A 17580-nucleotide genomic window follows, 5' to 3' on the forward strand; every position below is an offset into this window, starting at 1 on the left:
CGCCGGGAATGGGCGATCGGCTTCGGCGCCGTAGAGTATGGGGGGCAAACGCTCGCGAAACTGGCCCGGCACGTTGCGAAGGTCAGGCGTGGACGAGCGAATGAGCCTGTGGGTCCAACATTCACACACAGCGCGAATGCCGAATGAAGACTCGTCCCGCTCCTTCGTGCCGCCCTGGGATCGGCGGAATAGCAACTGATTGCCAGTCTATAATCGAACAAAGTGCCGGAAAGGATCGGATATGAGAAAACTGATCGCCTGGAACGTCATGACGCTGGATGGATATTTCGAAGGCCCCGGACCCTGGCAGCTCGATATGCACGGCACGGTCTGGGGCGAGGAGATGGAGGAGTTTTCCCTCCGTCAGGGTGCGGAAATCGGAACGCTCCTGTTCGGACGGCGCACATATGACGGCATGCGCGACTACTGGACGAAGGAGGAGGGTCCGATCGCCAGGATGATGAACGGCCTCGACAAGGCGGTGGCCTCCCGCTCACTGGAGGCGGCCGACTGGGCCAACAGCCGGCTTCTGAAAGGCGAAGCGGCCGAAACGGTCAAGGCGCTCAAACAGGAGACCGGCAGGGACGTGTTCGTCTTCGGCAGCGCCGAATTGCTGGCAACGCTGATGGCCGAGGAACTGGTGGACGAATACCGCCTCTGTCTTGCGCCGGTGGTGTGGGGCGAAGGCACGCCGCTGTTCAAACCTGCAAGCGGCCGCACCCACTTCACCTTGCGCGAGAGCCAGCCTCTCAAGAACGGCGGGCTGATCCTTTCCTACGAGCGAAAGAGCGTGTGACGCTCGTAACAGTCGTTCTTGTTCCGCTGAGCCGCGCTGTGCGGTCGGCATAGCCGTCCAGGGACTGGTTCAATGCAAAGGCGAGCCTCGCCATGCGGGATCTTCTCGCTACTTCAATAGAGTACACGGCGCGATGTTCTGATCTCGGTGGGAATCTGGCGAAGCTCTGGAGCCATCGGTGTATCTCAATCAAAGCGGTGCGTTGAACCGGAACCGGGGTTCCGGGTGTGACCGTGGCCAGCCAGATCGAGCACACCATGCTAGAACCGATAGTGCAGCCGCACGCAGCCCTTGTCGATCGCCTTGGCGCTGACGAGAGTCGGGCTCTCACGGAAGCCGGTGAGCGGGAAGAGCGGCCGACCGCCGCCCAGCATCTCCGGGATGACGTAGATCTCGATCTCGTCCAGTGCGCCGCGCTCGAGGAACGCCATCTGCAACTGCCCGCCGCCCATCATCCAGACGTCGCCATCGTCCAGACCGCGAAGTTCGCGGACCAGCGCGTCGATGTCGCCGCAGACCTCCAGCGGACCCTTCGGTTCGTCGATCGGCCGCGAGCTGACGACGATGACGCGCTGGTCCGCGTAGGCCCAAGGCGAGGGATCCCTGGCGATGAAGTCGTACGTGCCCCGCCCCATCACCACGGTACGGATGCGACTGAGGAAGATGCGGTAGTCGTGCTCCCCCAAGTCCATGTCGTTGTACTTGAACAACCAGTCGAGATTGTCGTCCTCCCTGACGATCAGCCCGTCGAGGCTGGCGGCGATATAACCCAGAATCCTGGCCATGGCCGCTCCCCTGTTGATTAGTAAATGAATAAGCGTTTATATATTCCCATGGCAAGACCCAAAACGATCCCTGACGAGCAGGTGCTCGATGCCCTCCTCGATTCCCTGATGGAGAGCGGGCCCGACGGTCTCACCTTCGCCCGCGCAGCGAAGGCCTGTGGCCTCTCGCCCGCGACACTGGTGCAGCGCTACGGCGCCCGGGAGGCCATGGTTCAAGCCATTCTCCTGCGCGCCTGGGACCGGCTCGATGCGGAGACCGAGGCCGCGGACGCGGTTGAGGCGCCGACGCCCGAAGGCGCGATCAATCTGCTGCTGCGCCTGATGCCGCCGAAGACCGCCGAACGTGACGCGAGCAATGGCCTGCTGCTGTTGCGGGAGGACATTCGCGATCCCGTCCTGCGCCGCCGCGGCGCGGCCTGGGGCCATCGCCTGGCTGAGGCTCTCGGCCGCCGCCTTTCCAAGGATCCGACTCATGGCAAGCGCCTCGGGTGGCAGATGGCGAGCCTCTGGCAGGGTGCCTATACCTGGTGGGCCTTCACGCGCGAGGAACCGCCGGACCGGGCGATCTGCCGAGTCCTGGAAGAGTGGGTAGCACGATTGAAATGACCGAGCGCCAGAGCGACATCGGTTGATACGGCCGGTGTCCTCCCTTTTATCTGGCAGCACCTTTCCTCAGGCTGCGGTCGGCACTTGGTCGAGAAAGCCAACCACATTCTTGAGGCTGCCATTCTCCGAAGTGGCGAAGTGGGTGCCTTTGGTGGGACAGCCACCGAAGTTCCGATAGCAGGACGTTATGGACCATAGACTCGAATGGGAGAACTGATCCGGTAAGGTCCGGAGTGGGTCAGGTGCAGTCTTTAAGCGTAACCTTGTAAAGCTCCGCTTCACTCTTCTCTTGCAGAAGTTCGGCTAAGGTCTGCCCCGTGCCAGAAGTGGGCGTTCCAAAATTCGAGAGAACCGCCGCAGTAGAGTTGGTGTGAAGCAGCAGCAAGGCTTAGCTTCTGGTGTCAGTCTGCAATCCGATCGCGCATGGGTTGCGAGTATCTCCTTGGAAGCGGACGCTTTTTGCCCGCCTCCAGCTCTCCCTTTCCGTGCATCCTTGATGCAAGAGCGAGCCGCACGATGCAGTCAGACGATCTCAGCCGCCAAAGTCAAACGCTTTCGCCAGACTTTCCACTGCACCGTAGCGCGCGCTCGGCAAGGGCGCGAGGCGATGGCGCTCTCCAATGAGTTTCAGGATCGAGGTGGTGTCGTATTGGGTATGATCGATCATCCCCTTGCGGGCGAACGGCGAGACGACAATGGTCGGCACGCGCGAGCCAGGCCCGACGAAATCGGCCCGCCCTCCGGCCGTCGCCGGTTGCGGCGGCGCGACGTGGTCGTAGAAGCCACCGTTCTCATCGTAGGTGATGATGATGGCATAGGAGTCTTTCATCAGGCTCTCATCCATCAGCCTGACGATGCGTCCGACCTCCTCGTCCGCGGGGACAAGGCTGGCATAGCCCGGGTGCTGGTTCAGCACACCAATCGGCTTGTAGAAGGAGACCGGCGGCAAGGTACCTGCCTTGATGTCGGCTTCGAGCTGCGTGGCGTCCTTAAGGTACCTGTCCCGTTCGCGGCGACCAGTCTCGTTGGTGGGATCAAACCGGGTGAAGTAGGCGAACGGTTGGTGATGCCACTGGAAGGACAGATCGTTGAGTTGCTTGTCCTCGTCCGGGGTCCGGCTCTTGATGGCAAGGCTCCAGCCTCCCGAATACCAGGCCCAGTCAATCCCTTTCTCTGTAAGCTTGTCCCCGATCGTCGGTGCGGACTGAGGCGGCAGGAGATCCCCGCCCTGTCGGCCGTTGTTGAGAAAGATCGACTGCGTGGTGTTGACGGCATAGTTCCCGTCGCCTGCTGCGGTCACCTTGCGCTCCCGAACCACTGTGCCCTCTTCATCGATCTCCGAACGCAGCTCCTTGGGAGGGTTGGGCCAGACAGGAGCACAGCCGCAGACGAACCAGATGTGGTTCAGGAACGAGCCTCCTAATGCCCCCTGGAAGAAGTTGTCGAGCAGCGTGTAGCGCTCGGCAAGCTTCCAGAGATTGCTGTCCTTGAGCGCGGCGGCGCCGTAGTAGCCCATCGTCAAGCCCTTGGCGTCCGAGAACTGGGCGAACCAGTCGTTCTTGCCGCCGTGGATCTGGGTCCGGTGAGTATAGAAGGCATGGATGAGATCCCGGGTGTGGGTGGCCGTAGTCACACCGGGCCGGATGCCTTCGCTGGCGAAGGGCTTGTTGGGCAGGTTGTCGAGAATCGCCATATCCCTCAACTCGGGCGGATTCTTTGGGATATTGAAGGGTTTGTCGACGGCCGGCAGCGTGGCGAATGGCTTGCCGTCGCGATCGCGCTGGATGGCCCCTTCTCCGGCATTGGCGATACCGTTGGCGCCCGGGAACTCGCCGAACATGTTGTCGAAGCTGCGGTTCTCCAGATAGAGCACCAGAATGTGGGAAAGCCTATCGAGACCCTGCGGTGATTGAGCAAGCGTCGGAGCGGCCATGGCGCTCCATGCGCAGGCGGCAGTGCCAAGCAGAAATAACCGAAGTTTCATGAGCGCTCCTCCCTGATCCCTCCTCCGAGGAGAGAAGAGAATAAGCTAAGTCGGCTTCGTGTTTGGGCTATCCCTCCCCCTCATTAGGGCGATACGGCCATCAGAGAGATGCAATCAGAAGACGGTTGCATTTTACCCTGGTGGCTCCATGCGCCCTGGGTGCCTCGGGCCGAAGCTTCGGAAGCCTTTTGTAGAGTTCCGAATGTCGGCACCGGGTCAGGCAGTGACGTTCGCCGACTTTTCGGAATATCTGGCGCCCCGGGTGAGCGGATACTCGGCTTACGTCTCAGATGTGCCAAGATCGGGCAACGTCTGGCAGCGGATATGCCGTCATCTGAAATTGGGCATTAACCGCGCCGCGCCGCCTCGATCGCGGCAACATCGATCTTCCTCATGTCCATCATCGCCTCAAACGCGCGTTTGGCTTCATCGCCGCCTGCCGCCAACGCTTCCGTCAGTGCGCGTGGCGTGATCTGCCAGGACACACCCCACTTGTCCTTGCACCAGCCGCACGCGCTCTCCTGGCCACCGTTGCCGACGATGGCATCCCAGTAGCGGTCGGTCTCGGCCTGATCGTCGGTGGCGATCTGGAACGAGAAGGCCTCGTTATGCTTGAACGCGGCTCCCCCGTTGAGGCCGAGACAGGTAACGCCCGCAACCGTGAACTCGACGGTCAAGACGTCGCCCTCCCTGCCGGCTGGGTAGTCACTGGGCGCACGGTGCACGGCAAGCACCGCACTGTCGGGAAACGTCTCGGAGTAAAAGCGCGCGGCAGCCTCGGCGTCCTTATCGTACCAGAGGCAGATCGTGTTCTTTGCCATAGCGAGTTCCTTTCGCCTCGAAGCCAACACTCTGGCCATCCTCGGCTCAAACTCTTCTGAAATCGTTAGCAAGCCGCTTTTCGCCATTGCGGATGGGTCTCACACCCGGGCGACCTCCATGGGCCGCTTACTTAAAGCATCGCTATCCGCTGTAGATCAGGAACGGTTTCTAAGTGTGCCCGTGCGACGGTCCGCCCACCGCCGCAAATGAGGACATTCGGTTTAGGTCAGCCTCGGGCCAGAAGCCGCCATTTACTGATCTGCGGCCGAATGGCTGGAGTCGACCCATAGCCGACGATTAGCAGCCGCGCCATTTCCGCTGGCAGTGCCTGTCAGGCTTACCCTATAAGACGTCGGGCTTGAGCTTATCCGTCGTCGACGCCCCGCTTTCCTATAACGTTTCCCTGGCGGAGACTGAGCTGGGCCTGGCCGCACAACGCAATTAAAATGTTGGGAGGAGCAGATGGAAAAGCTGGATTTGAAGAAGACTAGGAAGGAACTCTTCACCGCTCCCCTCAACCGGTTCGTACCGATCAATGTGCCGCCGGTTTCCTACCTCATGGTGGATGGTCATGGTGACCCGAACACAGCCCCGGCTTATAAGCTGGCTGTCGAGAGCCTCTACGCGACGGCCTACACGATCAAGTTCTCCTGCAAGGCAAACGGGGAAGACTTCATCGTGATGCCGTTGGAGGGACTTTGGTCAGCTCCCGACCCTGAAAGTTTCACCGCCCGGCGTAAGGACGAGTGGGACTGGACCATGATGATCATGGTGCCGGACTATGTGGATGACGAAACGTTCCTGGCTGCCAAGCTCAGGGTGCGCGAGAAGCTCGGCACGCCTCCTGAAAGTCTGAGGCTCGAGAGCTTGGAGGAAGGCCTGTGCCTTCAGGCATTGCACGTGGGCAGCTACGACGCCGAAGGACCGCTGCTCGCTGTGTTGCACGGGGAGATCATGCCTTCGGGCGGCTACGACTTCGCCGGCCGGCATCATGAGGTCTATCTCAGCGACCCTCGCAAGGCGCCGCCCGAGAAGCTCAAGACCGTGATCCGCCAACCTGTGCGGCAGAACTGAACGTCCGCTCTCCACCAGTTGCAGCCATTCGTGACGCCACGATCGAAGAGCGGCCTAGGTCAGGCAGTGAAGTTCGCGGACTTTTTGGAATGTCTGGTTACGAGAGGATTGTCGCCCTCGTGCTTGGGTCTCAGGCGTGCCATTAAAGACTTTCCCGGTTCATATGTGTAATTTCGCGGAAGGCCGTATGGAATGGCTGCTTCGGATGACGCACTTTAGCGAGCAGCCTTCCTTTGCGCAGCGACCTTCTCGTATGCGGCCTGAAGCTCATGCAGCACTGAGCGCTTCGGAGCAGGCGCGCCGAGATGCAGCGCTCGGAGCTCCGCCATGAACGCATTCCACAGCGACGGACCGCCCTCCTCCAGCAACTGCGCGCGGATCGACAGCTCCGCCGAAACCGGTCTGTGGCGCCTTCCCCAGGCCCCCATCTGCACGAGCAGGGGGACGAGCTGAATGGCAGACTCGGTCAGGCTGTAAATCGCCTTCTGCTGATGGCTGGGATCGTCACCTTTCGTGAGCAGTCCGGCTTCCATCAGCCGCTTGAGCCGAGCGGCTAGAATATTGGATGCGATCCCCTCCTCTGAGCGGTTCAGCAACTCTCGGAAATGGCGCCGATTACCGAACATGATGTCCCGGATGACGATCAGGCTCCATCGGTCGCCCAGAACTTCCAGAGTCAGATTGATCGGGCACCCGGAGCGGTGCGCATCGTCCATAGCGAGATCCTCATCAGAGACCGCTTGCAAAATAGGATCGGTCGAGTTACCGATCAACCAGTTGCAATCTGAAAGCAGATACTCCCTGCGCGAGGTGACGATGACGTTGACGCTCTACGCCCACCCCCTCTCATCCTACTGCCAGAAGGTACTGATCGCGCTTTACGAGAATGGCACCCCGTTCGAGTACCGGATGCTCGATAGCGAGCAGGCCAACTCAGAATTGGCAGCGCTCTGGCCGATCAAGCGATTTCCGGTCCTGGTGGACGACGGCCGCACAGTCGTCGAGACGAGCATCATCATCGAGCATTTGGATCTCCGCCACCCAGGACCGGAGCGCCTCGTTCCTGAGGACGCCGGAAGCGCTCTCGATGTGCGAATGATGGACCGTTTCTTTGACAACTACGTCATGACACCGGTGCAGAGGATTGTGTCCGATAGCCTGCGATCCGCGGAGGCGCGAGATCCGCAGGGCGTGGCCGAAGCCCGGGAGATGCTCGATAGATCCTATGGTTGGCTCAATAAGGTCATGGATGACCGAGAATGGGCGGCGGGTGAGGCTTTCAGCCTTGCGGATTGTGCGGCGGCCCCTTCTCTCTTCTATGCCGACTGGGTGCACCCGGTCAGTGAGGCGTTTGCCGGTGTGCGGGCCTATCGCAGGCGTTTGCTTGCGCGGCCGTCATTCGCACAGGCTGTGGACGAGGCACGGCCCTATCGCCATCTCTTTCCGCTTGGCGCCCCTGATCGGGACTGAACGAGTTTTTGCATTCCTATCTGACCACGGATGCCAAGTCTGACCACGGATGCCAAGGCGAAGGATGCGATCCGGGGAACAGCGCCACCATCAGCAATATCGCCACCGTGAAGCGTCTCAACTCTCGTCGGCGTGAGGCAACGTAATGTCTGTTGTCCCTGAGGCGGGTTATCTGCGTGTCGCCATTGCAGCGGTGACGCCGAGGCCAATGAACGACGTGCCGGCGAACCAACGCTGACAGCGCAGGAAACGCCGGCTGCGGCGCAGGAACTCGCCGGTAGCCCCGGCCACCAGCGCAAACATTCCATCGCTCAGGATGCCGAGCCCCATGAAGGTCAGACCGAGAAGGAGGATCTGCCAATGGACCGCGCCCCGCGCGGAGTCGACGAATTGCGGCAGGAATGCGAGGAAGAAGATTGCCGTCTTCGGATTGAAGAGATTGACCACGAAGCCGTCGCGGAAGACCCGGCGCAGCGGCTCGGCCGGCACTTTGGGCCGTTCTGGATCGGGATCCTTCGCCATGAGGGTGCGGATGCCGATCCAAATGAGATAGGCGGCGCCGAGATACTTGACGACGGCGAAGGCGAGCGCCGACGACACGAGCAGAGCCGAGAGCCCAACCGCCGCTGCGGTGATGTGGACGATGGTGCCGAGATGGATGCCAAGCACCGAGACCAGCCCCGCCGCCCGCCCCTGCTCGATCGAGCGGGCCACGATGTAGATCACCGCTGGGCCGGGCGTTAGCAGCAGCACCACTGACGCGACGATGAATACTCCCCACAAGGTCGGATCGGGCATCGTTGTTCGTCCTGACTTGCCTGAGCGAGTAAGCCACACCGAGGTGGCCGAGGCAAGTGATCTCCCTTCCCTCACGAGCGTCCGCTCAATCCTTCGACACCCGACATTGGAGTATGGTCAGCCGCGTGCCAAGAGCTGCCTTTACGGATCGGCGAACTTCACAGGTTCCTGGCGACGGAAGATGAGGCTGAGATTGTTGGCGGGCATCGGAATGCGCTCGACAAGCATCAGCCCGTGACTTCCGGCGAGTTCTGCTACTGCTTCAAGGTCCCGAATACCCCAATCGGGATTTCGGCGTCTGAGATCCGCATCAAAAGCTTCGTTGCTCGGAGCCGTGTGGGTGCCGTTCTCCCTGTAGGCTCCGTAAAGGTAGAGCACGCCCTCATGCTGGAGCACCCTTCCTGCGCCGGCCATCAACCCCTGCGTCGCCCGCCAAGGGCTGATGTGGACCATGTTGATGGCCACAACGGCGTCGGCCTGCTCGACGGGCCAATCAGGAGCAGCAGCATCAAGGGAGAGCGGCGCGAGAAGATTGGACAGCCCGGAGATCTCCCGATGGGCTGCGATGCTTCTCAGAGCCGGCTCGTCCTGATCCGATGGCTGCCACGTCAGATGCGGCAGCGCAGCCGCGAAGTACACCGCGTGCTCGCCCGTGCCGCTGGCGATTTCCAGAACCGTCCCGGCTGGCGGAAGAACCCTGTGCAGCACGGCCAAGATCGGATCCCGGTTGCGCGCCACGGAAGGCGAAGCCAGTGCATCTTCGGAAGAAAACGTCTTCATCATGGGGAGATATATACCCCAGTTCAGGGCCACGTGTCTGAGCCTTGAACGGCACGTCGCCGACGGATCGAATAAAGTCACTGTGGCAGGCGCAGTCAGCCGGATGACCTGATCCTCTCCAGCGTGTCCGCGACAGCCCGTCTCGCGGCTTCCACCGCTCCGGCCAGGGTGAGGCGCCGTCGCCACGCTCCTGTCACCCAGGCAGCATCCGCGGATGAGACATGGCCGGTGAAACTCCGGTCAGCGGGAGCCGCGGTCAAGGGATCGGCCGCAGCCTCTGGATCGCCGACGAGGCCGGTCATGGCCTGCCCGAGACCCCGACCGTGTTCGGTGTCACGCCGCTGCTCAAGGCTTCTCAGCGTCGAGACCACCATGATCGAGGGCGAGGAGGATCGGTTCGAATGACCGCAATGGGTCAACTTGGGAAGTTTAGGCATGCCCGCTAGAGCATCGGACCCCAAAGTGGCTTCCACTTTTGGGATTGATCCGATGCTCAACCCTATAAGCGGCGCATCGTCCGATGCGGAAAACCGGGTCCACTTTTCCGCACGATGCGCTAAAAGTCCGCTCACCGCGGGAGACCGGACCTTCCCAGCCTCATCACATGCCATTCTGTGACAGCACTGCGGATATGTTGGGAGTCAGATCAACGGCAGACTTTGAATGACTCAGTTCGGTATCCCCGCTCTCCTGGTTGGCTTGCCTTGCACCCCGCCTGAGTCTCGCCGACCGAACGTGTGGCTACCTATTGGCTACCTGGGAGAAAACAGCTCAAAGGGCAAATGCCGGTAACCCTTTGAAATTGATGGTGAGCGCGCTGGAACTCGAACCCAAGACCCTCTGATTAAAAGTCAGATGCCTGCTTCATTCGAACTCATTCCCTGTTAGAGCAGAAATATTCCCTGTTAGCACGCAGGGGAGGAGTTTGCCTAAGCCGCTGAGGTTTACGGGAGATCCACTCATTCACGCGATCCTAGTAAGCCAAATCAGATAAATTTCCCAGTATTTTCACGTAGAACAGGGAATGCAGTTCGGAGACAGGTTCGCAGGTGACTACCTCCATCGCCATTATCTAAACCACTGAAATTACTGTCTCTTTCTTTTCGGCATGCCTTCTTCTAAGTGCCGGTATCCTTGTGCCAATTTCGGGACAGTCGCTCTCTGATAGACGTTCTCTGGATATCAAAAAGGGGCTTCAGGGCTCCAACTTTGCCCCTATTTTCCGCTAGAAAACCGCCCAGTCCGGTTGTGCCGTGAAAGGCGACTGCGGGTCTATCCTGCGAAGCAGGTCGCGATGTGCAGCAGGCCGCAGTCAATCATGAGAAGCGCCTCACATGCCCGAGGCACGAAGGCGCGTCTCACGTCTCCTCATCGCTCCAGCAATCACAGGCTATGAGCGCTCCTGCTTCTTCTTGCGCCAGAGTGCATTCGATTCCCAATCGCCGGCCATGATACAGCCATAAGGCAACACCTCGTCGACGATCTCAGCCAGATCGTAACGCTCGATCTGGCGACGCACCGCAGCGGCGTTCTTATAGGCACTTGGCAACTCCGAAATGTCAGTGACGCCTGAGAAGAAGCGAGCGTCGATGCCCTTCGTCTCCTCAGCGAAGATGTCGGCATCGCTGCGGCCAGCCTGCATACGCCGGTGTTGACTGCGCGAGAAGTTGCGCCCCGCGCCATGCGGTGAGAAACCGAGCCCGTTCGGCGCGTTCTTGCCGCGCGCGATCAGGATCGGCTCCGCCATGTTAAGCGGGATCAGCGTCAGATCCGTCGCGTCGTCGGCCCAGTTGTCGAAGGCCGGCGTTGCGCCTTTGCCATGATAGAACAGGCCGTCCGAACGCCGGAAGACGAAGTTGTGCTCGTTCCAGAAGCGATCCGCGACCTTCGCGGACAGGCGCTCCGCCGCCAGATCATGGATCAGCATGTGGTTGGCCTTTGTCCACGCGCGGATCGTCTGAAGCGCCTCCCAATAATCCTCGCCCTCCTGCGTGTCCGCGGGAATCCAGGCATTCTGCGGCAGCGTCTCGGGGGAGAGCTGCCTGCGGTAGCTTTCGGCGATCTTCATGCCCTTCGCATAGAGACGAGCCCCAGGCCCGCGCGAGCCGTGATGCGTCACGAGCGCCGTCTCGCCGCTCGATTTGATCGTACCGACATAGGCGAAGTGATTACCGTCTCCCTGAGTGCCGAAATGCTCGATCGCCGCACTCATTACGTCGCGCAGAAACGGATTGGCGTCGATGCGTTCGGCGACGTGCTGCGGCGGCCGGATTTGCTGGCCGCGCTGCCGCCCGCCCGGACCGAAATGAGTCACCGCCTGCACGGCATCGAGCAGCGTGGCCGGAGCCACCCCCGGAAAGATGGAGATTGCCACGGAGCAGCAGATGTCGGCGGAGTGCATGCCCGGATGGATCGCCTCGGAAACAGCGACACCGCCAACGGGAATCGTGCCGTGAGGACCGGCCGGGCAGGCGTCGGGCATGACGGTGCCCGCGCGGACGACCGGCGTGCGCATCAATTCGCGCATCGAGCGCGTCACGGCTTCGACATTGACTGCCTCGTGGGCGTTCTCCGCCTCGATGTTGAGATGGAGCGGCATTGAATCCGGCGCATGCAGCGCGCGCGCCGGAGGCGGCTCGAAGCCGCGCGCGGTCGTCAGCGCCCCCTCAAAGGAGCCGCCGCCTTCCAGCACGGCGTTTGCCGCAGCCAGCGCCTTACCGAACCACTTTCCCTGCACCATTCCGGCGTCGATCAAGTCCTGTCCACTCAAAACCAAAACTTCACTCATCTTCCTGTTTCCAATGTTGCTGTTCATCAACCGAGTGACGGCAAGGAACAGCGAGATTTTCATTCCGCCACTTCGCGATCCGCGAAGGAAGGACACGAACCTTCACGCCTTTCGGCCACCCGCACATGCGGGCTGCGTCTACCTGTAATCCCACCTGCATCCGTGACCCGGCAGAAAGGAATGACAAGACTTATGCCAGACTGTCGGCCACCCGCGGGAGACCGGGCGGATTCGAACCGCCATTGACCAATGTAGTCCGACAAGCATTCATCCCTTTCCCCATAGCGGGCGGCGAGTTTCTGTGAGACTTTTGCTGAGCTACTTCCTGCTTTCGCCGGAAGGGGTGCATCGAACACCCGACCTCCTACCCCTTGCGAGGCAGGCGCTCTCATCTGTAGTCCCACATGCATCCGCCCACCGGTTTGGCGACCAGAAGCGACAAGACAGTTTTGTCTGCGCCACTCCGCTCCTCGGAGCAGAGGGGTGATTTGAACACCCGACCTCCCGCCAGATGGCGGGCGCGCTACCTGTAGTCCTGCCTGCATTCGCCATTTGTGATGCCGCGGCGACAAGAATGGACGAAACCCGGAATACCCCGCTCGTGCCAGAGAGCGCCTGCAAGGCGAGGAGTCGAACCTCGCGAGCATTCCATCGATGGTGCTGTAGTTCCGTCCGGCATTCGCCGCGCTTTTTCCTTTCTTTCCTGATCCGATCCAGACAATGGCCATGACGACGAGAGTGATGAAACATCGCCTGCCTTACGGCAGACACCTGCTCTACCGCTGAGCTACGGGCCCGCAGATGGTGGACCCGACGGGATTCGAACCCGCGACCTGGAGGTTAACAGCCTGTAGTTCCATCGGCATTCGTCATGCCTTATCCGAATTCCTTCCCTCATGGTCCCGGCGGCTTCACCGCCGGGACCCTCGTCAAAGCCTCAATGCTTCAATCGTGCGCACCCAATGATCCGGGTCGCTCTTGGAGGACAGCATGGTTCCGATCACGTCGAAGACGCGATCGGAAAACCCGCCGACATTCAGCACGTCGGCGTTGGGCTTGGCCTGCACCGTCGTGTAAGGCTGGATGTCGATGCAGACGAGCTTCGCCCCAGGGTTTATCGCCTTGAGCTTCTGCCATTGCTGCATCGTCGCCGTGCCCTGATGCGGATGGCCGGTTGAATCCACCCAAGACTGGTTGTCCGATATGAACACCACGAGATCGACCTTAGCGCGTTCGCTTACTAGGCGAGCCAGTGGCGCGGAGCAATTCGTTCCGCCGCCACCGATCGCGGCAAGCTTCTGCGCATTGGTCATGACCGTATCCCGCGCATTGAGACGGACATCGACCACATCGTTCTCGAACGGCAGCACCCGAGCGGTGGGGTTGCGCCGCAGAAGCGCAGCAGCCACCAACGCAGCCACGTCGATGCATCGCACCACCGAAGTAGAGCCCTTGCGGTAACCGGTTGCCGGCGAGCTCATCGAACCCGACACATCCGGGCACACGACAACGCGGCCTTCGATACTCGGCACGTTGGCAAGCGCGATTTCCATCGCATCCTGCAAAGCACCCCTGACTACCTCGGGAACCCCCGCATCGACGGTGTTGAAAGCCACCATCAACTGGTAGGGGAACACGCGCGAGCGCCGCACTTCGTTGGGATCACGCAGTCGCGCCGCCAGCCTTTCGGCAAAGCCCTCGACCTCGAACACGTCGTTGCGCGCGAAGGTGTTGAGGTTCTGCCGCAGCATCTGCCAGCTGGCATTTTCCGCGATCTGAACCCAATGCGCCTTGGTGAGCGGCAGCGAGGTCAGCATCTGGAACGGCACCTCCGGCACCGGCAACGACGGATCGCGCTTGAACGCCTCGAAGGCTTTCACCACTTCGGGCAACGCCAGCACGTTATGCGGCTTGCCGATCAGATAGCCGTAAAGCGCTGCCCGCGAGGCCGATTTCGGCTTGGGATGCACCATCTTCACCACATCGGCCAACGACGGGTCGTTGCCGACTGCCGCCCGCATGATCTCCGCATCCGATGCCTGCTCGAGCCACTCGAGGACGAGCCGCTTCGGGCGTGTTCCCAGCGACTTGCGACCAGTCGCGCCGGAGCGCATGACCTGGACGAAGTTGCGCAGCATCTTGCCGTTCTTCACGATGCGGCGAAAAGCGCGGCCGAAACCATTACCCTCCATCATCGAAAGCACAGCCAGCAGCAGCGCCGGCATGTCCTTCATGTAGCCGGATTCATAGGCATGCACGGCAATCTTGGCGAGAAACTCCGGCTCGACCTGCCAGGCCAGTTTCAGAACCTCATCCAGCTGCTCCCGCGCATCAGCATAAAAGGTCGCGTTGAACGTTCCCGTCGACGCCAACTGCGCCAGAGCCTGTTGGGGCGTGAGGCTATAAGCCTGGGCGTCCTCATGGTTCACGGCGCCAGCGTGCGGGAGCAGCTTTCCCTTGATCGTCGCAAACACGGATTCATTTGCCATGGTTCTCTTCCTTCTGTTCACGCCGCCTTCTGAGCAAGTTGCGTGCCAAGCTGAGCAGGAGAGCCAAAAATCGATCAAATAAAATGATAAGTCATTGTTTTTACATGATAAAAAAATTTACCCTAATATCTGCGCCCAGAGGCCACCATTGAAGTCTTCCTCTAAGGCTGATATCTAATGATATAGCATTTATAAAAATGGATAATCAGGGATGCGCAGACGCGTCGCTATCGGCTTCCTCGGGACCACACTGGACGCAGGCCGCCATAATCGCTGGCAGCGTTGGCGCCCCACGATCGCGCTGTGCCAGCAGCCGGGCCTGTTCATCGATAGGCTCGAACTCATCCACGGATCGGGTTCGGACAGTCTTGCAAAGCAGGTCATTGACGACATCGCGCAGGTCTCGCCGGCGACTGAGGTGAGATCGCATATCATCGAAATGGATGATCCATGGGATTTCAGCGAGATCTATACGAGCTTGCGCGACTTCGCCCGTTCCTATGCCTTCGACCCTGAGCGCGAAGATTATCTGGTCAACATCACCACCGGCACCCATGTCGCGCAGATCTGCTGGTTCCTGCTCACCGAGGCGCATTTCATCCCCGCTCGGCTTTTGCAGCTTTCACCGCCGAAAAATCGCGAAGGCGACGACTATTCCGGTACCCATTCGATCATCGACCTCGATCTGTCGCGCTACGACGCCATCGCAACGCGCTTCACCGCCGAGCATGAGGAGGCAACATCCTTTCTGAAATCCGGCATCGCCACTCGCAACCGCGCTTTCAACACCATGATTGACCAGATCGAGAAGGTGGCGATCCGTTCGCGCGCGCCGGTGCTCCTGACCGGGCCGACTGGCGCGGGTAAATCGCAGCTGGCAAGACGCATCTACGAGCTAAAGAAGGCGCAACATCAGGTATCTGGCGCCTTTATCGAGGTGAATTGCGCTACCCTGCGTGGCGATCAGGCGATGCCAACCCTGTTCGGCCACGTCAAGGGTGCCTTTACAGGAGCGCAATCGGCCCGTGGCGGGCTGATGAAATCTGCCGACAAGGGCATATTGTTTCTCGATGAGATTGGTGAATTGGGGCCGGATGAGCAGGCGATGTGCCTGAGGACCATCGAGGAGAAGCGCTTCCTTCCGGTGGGCGCCGACGAAGACATGACCTCGGACTTTCAGCTTCTTGCCGGCACCAACCGGGATCTGTCCATTGCTGTGAGCGAAGGGCGGTTTCGAGAGGATTTGTTCGCTAGGCTCAATTTATGGACATTCGAGCTGCCCGCCTTAAAAGACCGGAAAGAGGACATCGAGCCGAACCTGACCTTTGAGCTGCGCCGCTTCTCCGAACGCGAGGGACAGAACGTAACTTTCAACAAGGAAGCGCGCGAGTTCTATCTTAAATTCGCCATGGCACCGGAAGCTCTCTGGCGCGCAAACTTCCGCGACTTGTCCGCGTCGGTTACGCGCATGGCAACGCTGGCGCCACAAGGACGGATCAACGAGGAGACCGTTCGGGACGAGATCGGGCGCCTGACACGACTATGGTCGTCGGCCAGGGACACCACGGCCCCGGATGCACTATTGGAAAGGGTGCTTGGCGCCGAGCGTGCCAAAGCCATAGACCTGTTCGACCGCGCCCAATTGGCGGCGGTGATTGCAGTCTGTCGCAAGAGCTCGTCGATGAGCGCGGCCGGCCGCGAGCTTTTTGCCGTCTCGCGACTGACCAAGAGCAGCGGCAACGACGCAGACCGCCTGCGCAAATATCTGCTACGGTTCGATTTGAGTTTCGAGAGTCTAAATCGCACATAGTTCATCGACGTCGTCTGGCATCTTGGTGACGCGCCATACAACGCAGGACGCCGAGGAGACGCCGGGCGGTAGTCGCATCGACGCCCACCGGCTCACAACACTAATGAAGCCCTCTGGGGCGAGCTTCTGCCGATCAGCCGGCATTCTTTCAGTAACGGATTGCAAGGCTACACTCATGAACCCCCTCCCCTGCAGATATGCAATATATAGCTCATTAACTGCAAATCAGTTCTAGGGAGCCATTGCCTCGCGCTAGGTAAATAGGTTGCCTTCGAACCATTCTCTGAAGGGCACTCTCGGGAGACCAATCAGAGGCATTCCGGCTCCAACTGTGCCTCTATTCTCCGCCTTAAAATCACCAGTCCGGTTGTGGCGTGGCACGCAGGTTCGGGCGCAATCGATTGACCAATGCTCGCGGTCAACCTGAGAGCGGAATTTTGGCCAAGGTTCGGTAGGCGGTAGAAGCAATCGAAGAGAGGCCATCTCTAGGATGAAGCTTCCTCTATCGCGCTCACTGAGGAGAGCATGACGATCCGTCGCTTTGATCGCTGCGCCGCCTCCTCGGCACATTTCTCCACATGCGCGGTCCGGTTGATGACCTGAAGATTGCCAGCTCCCCAGAAAGCCAGCAGCTCCGGCCAAGGAGTCGCACGATGTTGGGACCAAACAGCAAAGAGCGGAATGCGATGGTCCACTTCGGCGGTTCTTAATAAACGCCGTCCATCTGTTGCGCATTTCCTGTTCTGGCGCAGTTTCAGCATCTTCAAGTGATCGGTCGGTGCGGTCCAGAGTTGCCAGGCGACCACACACGCGGCATGCCAGGTGGCATTCTTGTTGGACTTGCTGTCACCCCAGAGATCACAGTGCCATCCCAGGCGATAGACAGGCTGCCCGCAGATGCAGCAATGCCCGGCTCCACGCGAGAAGGCGGTTTCGCGATAGGGTGATGGCGGTGTGCGGAAGGACATCGGTAGCCCTTCATCCTTGTTGGATCCAAGCCGCCATTGCCATCCTGCAGGCTGCCCGCTCCGGGCTGCGAGGGCCCGCGCCAATCGATCCGCGAGAAGCGGGCGGTGACGCCAATACGACTCCATAGCGCGACGCTGCGTTGGCGGGTTCAATGGTTGCCTGAGCGCGTGGGACAGAACACATGAAGGAAAGTGCTCGGAGAGGCGCTTTTCAAGTCGGGCTCGTGCCTTTTGATTTCTTTCGTCTCGCCACCCGGACATCTCAGATCCACTGCCCTCACTAATTTCATCGTCAGGTGCGGAGCGGCCGTTTGCAGTTCCGGAACCCATTGACAGAATGCCGGATATATGTTGACCGGCCCTTAACCTTATGGCGGCCAGTTTGGTCCTATGGTCTCGCATTCATGAAC

At 60.2% G+C, this 17580-nt stretch carries 15 protein-coding genes; 5 read left to right on the forward strand and 10 right to left on the reverse strand.

Translation table 11 applies throughout. The features are described from left to right. Nucleotides 1–241: 241 nt before the first annotated feature. Nucleotides 242–796: a dihydrofolate reductase family protein gene (locus AB4Y97_RS00005; RefSeq protein ID WP_441996941.1), complete on the forward strand. Its 555-nt coding sequence runs from the start codon at nt 242–244 to the stop codon at nt 794–796. A gap of 260 nt (nt 797–1056) precedes the next feature. Here AB4Y97_RS00005 and AB4Y97_RS00010 read toward each other — a convergent pair whose 3' ends face one another. Beyond that, nucleotides 1057–1581 (reverse strand): dihydrofolate reductase family protein, encoded by a 525-nt coding sequence (locus tag AB4Y97_RS00010; protein ID WP_441996942.1) that lies wholly within the window; start codon nt 1579–1581, stop codon nt 1057–1059. A gap of 48 nt (nt 1582–1629) precedes the next feature. On the opposite strand from AB4Y97_RS00010, the gene AB4Y97_RS00015 reads away from it, so the two are divergent. Beyond that, nucleotides 1630–2187 carry a TetR/AcrR family transcriptional regulator gene (locus AB4Y97_RS00015; protein ID WP_441997388.1) on the forward strand — a complete coding sequence of 186 codons (558 nt, stop codon included), beginning with the start codon at nt 1630–1632 and terminating at the stop codon, nt 2185–2187. Between the two features lie 532 nt (nt 2188–2719). On the opposite strand, the gene acpA is transcribed toward AB4Y97_RS00015, so the two are convergent. Together acpA and AB4Y97_RS00025 are read right to left on the reverse strand one after the other, a co-directional pair. Next, nucleotides 2720–4171: an acid phosphatase gene (gene acpA, locus AB4Y97_RS00020; RefSeq protein ID WP_441996943.1), complete on the reverse strand. Its 1452-nt coding sequence runs from the start codon at nt 4169–4171 to the stop codon at nt 2720–2722. 347 nt (nt 4172–4518) lie between these two features. Further along, nucleotides 4519–4992, reverse strand: coding sequence for a VOC family protein (locus AB4Y97_RS00025; protein WP_441996944.1), 474 nt, complete (start codon nt 4990–4992; stop codon nt 4519–4521). A gap of 463 nt (nt 4993–5455) precedes the next feature. Here AB4Y97_RS00025 and AB4Y97_RS00030 point away from each other — a divergent pair, with 463 nt between their 5' ends. Then, nucleotides 5456–6067, forward strand: a complete 612-nt coding sequence (locus AB4Y97_RS00030; protein ID WP_441996945.1) for a GyrI-like domain-containing protein — start codon at nt 5456–5458, stop codon at nt 6065–6067. 215 nt (nt 6068–6282) lie between these two features. On the opposite strand, the gene AB4Y97_RS00035 is transcribed toward AB4Y97_RS00030, so the two are convergent. Further along, nucleotides 6283–6783 (reverse strand): winged helix-turn-helix transcriptional regulator, encoded by a 501-nt coding sequence (locus AB4Y97_RS00035; protein WP_441996946.1) that lies wholly within the window; start codon nt 6781–6783, stop codon nt 6283–6285. 100 nt (nt 6784–6883) lie between these two features. Here AB4Y97_RS00035 and AB4Y97_RS00040 point away from each other — a divergent pair, with 100 nt between their 5' ends. Next, nucleotides 6884–7537, forward strand: coding sequence for a glutathione S-transferase family protein (locus tag AB4Y97_RS00040; RefSeq protein ID WP_441996947.1), 654 nt, complete (start codon nt 6884–6886; stop codon nt 7535–7537). Between the two features lie 168 nt (nt 7538–7705). Here AB4Y97_RS00040 and AB4Y97_RS00045 read toward each other — a convergent pair whose 3' ends face one another. The 5 genes from AB4Y97_RS00045 to AB4Y97_RS00065 all read right to left on the reverse strand — a co-directional run bounded on the left by AB4Y97_RS00045 (nt 7706) and on the right by AB4Y97_RS00065 (nt 14392). Then, a complete protein-coding gene (locus AB4Y97_RS00045) occupies nt 7706–8335 on the reverse strand; it encodes a LysE family translocator (RefSeq protein ID WP_441996948.1) in 630 nt (209 codons plus the stop codon). A gap of 141 nt (nt 8336–8476) precedes the next feature. Further along, complete coding sequence (locus tag AB4Y97_RS00050) at nt 8477–9118, reverse strand: DUF938 domain-containing protein (protein ID WP_441996949.1); 642 nt, start codon at nt 9116–9118, stop codon at nt 8477–8479. A 92-nt stretch (nt 9119–9210) separates the two neighbouring features. Beyond that, entirely contained in the window at nt 9211–9552 is a 342-nt protein-coding gene (locus AB4Y97_RS00055; protein ID WP_441996950.1) for a hypothetical protein, read from the reverse strand. Between the two features lie 953 nt (nt 9553–10505). Further along, nucleotides 10506–11903 (reverse strand): RtcB family protein, encoded by a 1398-nt coding sequence (locus AB4Y97_RS00060; protein WP_441996951.1) that lies wholly within the window; start codon nt 11901–11903, stop codon nt 10506–10508. A gap of 929 nt (nt 11904–12832) precedes the next feature. After that, entirely contained in the window at nt 12833–14392 is a 1560-nt protein-coding gene (locus tag AB4Y97_RS00065; protein ID WP_441996952.1) for a vWA domain-containing protein, read from the reverse strand. 211 nt (nt 14393–14603) lie between these two features. On the opposite strand from AB4Y97_RS00065, the gene rtcR reads away from it, so the two are divergent. Next, on the forward strand, nt 14604–16202 hold the full coding sequence (gene rtcR / locus AB4Y97_RS00070; RefSeq protein WP_441996953.1) for an RNA repair transcriptional activator RtcR: 1599 nt from the start codon (nt 14604–14606) through the stop codon (nt 16200–16202). 485 nt (nt 16203–16687) lie between these two features. Here the strand turns inward: rtcR and AB4Y97_RS00075 are convergent, their stop codons facing one another. Continuing rightward, nucleotides 16688–17431 (reverse strand): hypothetical protein, encoded by a 744-nt coding sequence (locus AB4Y97_RS00075; protein WP_441997389.1) that lies wholly within the window; start codon nt 17429–17431, stop codon nt 16688–16690. Nucleotides 17432–17580: the final 149 nt, after the last annotated feature.

This window comes from Microvirga sp. 2TAF3, assembly GCF_052114965.1.
Taxonomy (GTDB): domain Bacteria; phylum Pseudomonadota; class Alphaproteobacteria; order Rhizobiales; family Beijerinckiaceae; genus Microvirga.